At 64.0% G+C, this 2,322-nt stretch carries 4 protein-coding genes; 2 read left to right on the top strand and 2 right to left on the bottom strand.

All coding sequences use genetic code 11. From position 1 onward, the window contains the following. Window positions 1–322: 322 nt before the first annotated feature. Window positions 323–457 carry a hypothetical protein gene (locus ABTZ89_RS38020; protein ID WP_351054174.1) on the bottom strand — a complete coding sequence of 45 codons (135 nt, stop codon included), beginning with the start codon at window positions 455–457 and terminating at the stop codon, window positions 323–325. 35 nt (window positions 458–492) lie between these two features. Between ABTZ89_RS38020 and ABTZ89_RS38015 the strand changes: the two genes are divergently transcribed. Together ABTZ89_RS38015 and ABTZ89_RS38010 are read left to right on the top strand one after the other, a co-directional pair. Further along, complete coding sequence (locus tag ABTZ89_RS38015) at window positions 493–1,044, top strand: DUF5753 domain-containing protein (RefSeq protein WP_351054171.1); 552 nt, start codon at window positions 493–495, stop codon at window positions 1,042–1,044. A gap of 21 nt (window positions 1,045–1,065) precedes the next feature. Further along, a complete protein-coding gene (locus tag ABTZ89_RS38010; protein WP_351054169.1) occupies window positions 1,066–1,269 on the top strand; it encodes a DUF397 domain-containing protein in 204 nt (67 codons plus the stop codon). A gap of 327 nt (window positions 1,270–1,596) precedes the next feature. Here ABTZ89_RS38010 and ABTZ89_RS38005 read toward each other — a convergent pair whose 3' ends face one another. Beyond that, window positions 1,597–2,109 (bottom strand): GNAT family N-acetyltransferase, encoded by a 513-nt coding sequence (locus tag ABTZ89_RS38005; RefSeq protein WP_351054166.1) that lies wholly within the window; start codon window positions 2,107–2,109, stop codon window positions 1,597–1,599. Between the last annotated feature and the right edge of the window lie 213 nt (window positions 2,110–2,322).

The raw sequence follows: 2,322 nt of genomic DNA, 5'->3' as shown, positions 1-2,322 counted from the left end.
ACCGCTCGGGCTCGGCCCCGGGCCGAAGTGAAAGGAACCGTCATGGCCGACCGCGTTCTGCGTGGCTGACGACCGACGTAGTCCTCCGTTGGCCACTCGATGGATTCCGGGGGATGGGAGTCGGGAGGCTCGGGATCTCGGGGTTCGGGCGCTGCCGCGTCGACGAGTTGCCACACCATCAAGGATCCCGGTCCTGAACCCGAGTGCTGGCCCTGACCACCGCGCACCGGCAGCAGCGCGACCACTGCGAACGCAGCTGCGGCAACTCCCAGAAACGCCAACAGGTTTCCTGCTGCGTGCACCAAGACGAGAACGGTTGCAATCACTGGGCATCCGCCTCCCGTTCCACTGCGTCGCGGCGCGCCCGGGCTTCGTCCCAGCAGGTGGCGCAGGTCGGGGAGAGCCAGTCCAGCTCGGTCGGCAACCGAACGTGGCTGGTGGACGAAGTACTCGACACTGTTCTCCAATCCGGACCTGATCCGCTTCTTCGGGTTGGAACACGGCGCCGAGCGCATCCACGCCTACGCGTGCAACATCGTCAGCGGCCTGCTTCAGACCGACGAATATGCGCGGGCGATCATCGAATCCGGCAGTCCCAATCTGCGTCTTGCTGAAACGGATCGGCGGTTGCGCTGCCGTCTGTTCCGGCAGCGTCGCCTGACCGATGACGACCCGGTCCAGTTCTGCTCGATCATGAGTGAAGCGGTGATCAGGCAGCAGATCGGTGGCGCAGCTGTCCTAAAGGGACAGCTTGAGCACCTGGCAACGCTCATCGACGAGCGCCCTGAGTCCGTCGAGGTTCGCATCGTGCCGTTCGAAGCTGCTGCGTACGACGCTTTGGGTGGCTCGGCCTTCGTCCTGCTGGGGTTCCCCGACGAGCAGCTGCCCAGCGTGCTCTGGCAAGAATCGATCACGTCAACCCAGCTCACCTCTGATGCTGTGACGATCCGGGAGTACTCCATTGCGCTTTCCGGTGCAATGTCGGTCTCGCTCAGTCGCGAGGAATCGTTTGAGCTGATCAGAAAGGCTTCCAGCAAGTTGTGAAGCCGGACTACAGTTGCATTCATGAGCAACATTCAGGCGGCTGGACTGCACGTGGCTGAGAACTGGCGGAAGTCGAGCCGCAGCGCAGACAATGCCCACTGCGTGGAGGTCGCAGTGACGACCGGAGCGGTCGGTGTGCGCGACACGAAGGACCGTCACGGTGGCACGCTCGTTTTCACGCCCGGGCAGTGGGCGTCGTTCACCGCCGGTTTGAAGCGGGGCTGAGTTCCCGTGAGTCTTTTGGGCCGCTATAGCAGCCCAAAGTACTCACGGTTCCCACTCGGCGGCCAAGCTGCATTTGGGCTGTTCAACAAGGCTTTGCATGAGGCAGGGCTGCGGCGTTCACTGCCGGTTTGAAGCTGGGCTGGGTTTCGTGAGTGGTTTGGGGTGCTATGGCGCCCCAAAGTGCTCACGAACGGAAGCCGCTGGTCAGGCCGCGGTCGGTTCGCTCCAAACGGGGAGCACGACCTGGATGGGGCAGTTGCGGAGCATCGATCGCGGCTCATGAGTCCTGATCTGCTCAGGCAGGTTCATTTCGCGCAGTGGTAGTCGTCATTCGCCGACCGGCCGTCCAACGAAGACGACGTCTTGGACCACACCGTCGAGGTCGGCCACGCGTGGGAGCCGGCCCCATTCCTCGAACCCGTGGGCCCGGAAGAGCCGGATGCTGGGCTCGTTGCTGGCGAAGATCGTTGTGGCGATGTTTCGGATTCCGAGCTTCGGGGCGTGGGCGATCGCTTCGCGCAGCAGGTACGTGCCCTGCCCTCGGCCACGGTGATCGCGGTGCAGGTACACGGCCAAGTCGGCTGTTGCGTCGTATCCCCGGCGTCCGTTCAGAAACGGTTCGAAGGACAGGTATCCGGTCACCGTGTGCGGGGCGTCTGTTTCGTGGCCAACCCAGATGGGCCGCCGTTGGGGGTCCGAGGCTTCGAGCCATTCCTTCCGGGAGGCCACGGTCACCGGTTCGATATCGCAGGTTGCCGCTTTGCTCGGGATCGCAGAGTTGTAGATGTCGACGATCGTGGGCAGGTCTTCCGACGTGGCCAGGCGATGGCTGTACGCCAAGATCTCACTCCCGTCTTCCAGCGAGGCTGCGCATCTCCGGCTCTGAGCGCGCTTAAGCGGTCAGCCTGCCACGGCACGCGCGTTTTCACGGCCGGGCAGTGGGCGTCGTTCACCGCCGGTTTGGAGCGGGGCTGGGTTCGTGAGTGGTTTTGGGGGGGGAGGCCCCCCACACCCCCCAACAAACACAAGCCCCGGACAGGCTTCGCAGTGGGG

The sequence above is a fragment of the Saccharopolyspora sp. NPDC002686 genome (assembly GCF_040295745.1).
GTDB classification, from domain to species: Bacteria; Actinomycetota; Actinomycetes; order Mycobacteriales; family Pseudonocardiaceae; genus Saccharopolyspora; species Saccharopolyspora oryzae.
This window is presented reverse-complemented; position numbering and strand designations above follow the sequence as displayed.

Bases quoted from the DNA above. Each gene is read 5' to 3' on its own strand.
- ABTZ89_RS38010 (WP_351054169.1), top strand. From the start codon at position 1,066: ATGAGCAACATTCAGGCGGCTGGACTGCACGTGGCTGAGAACTGGCGG.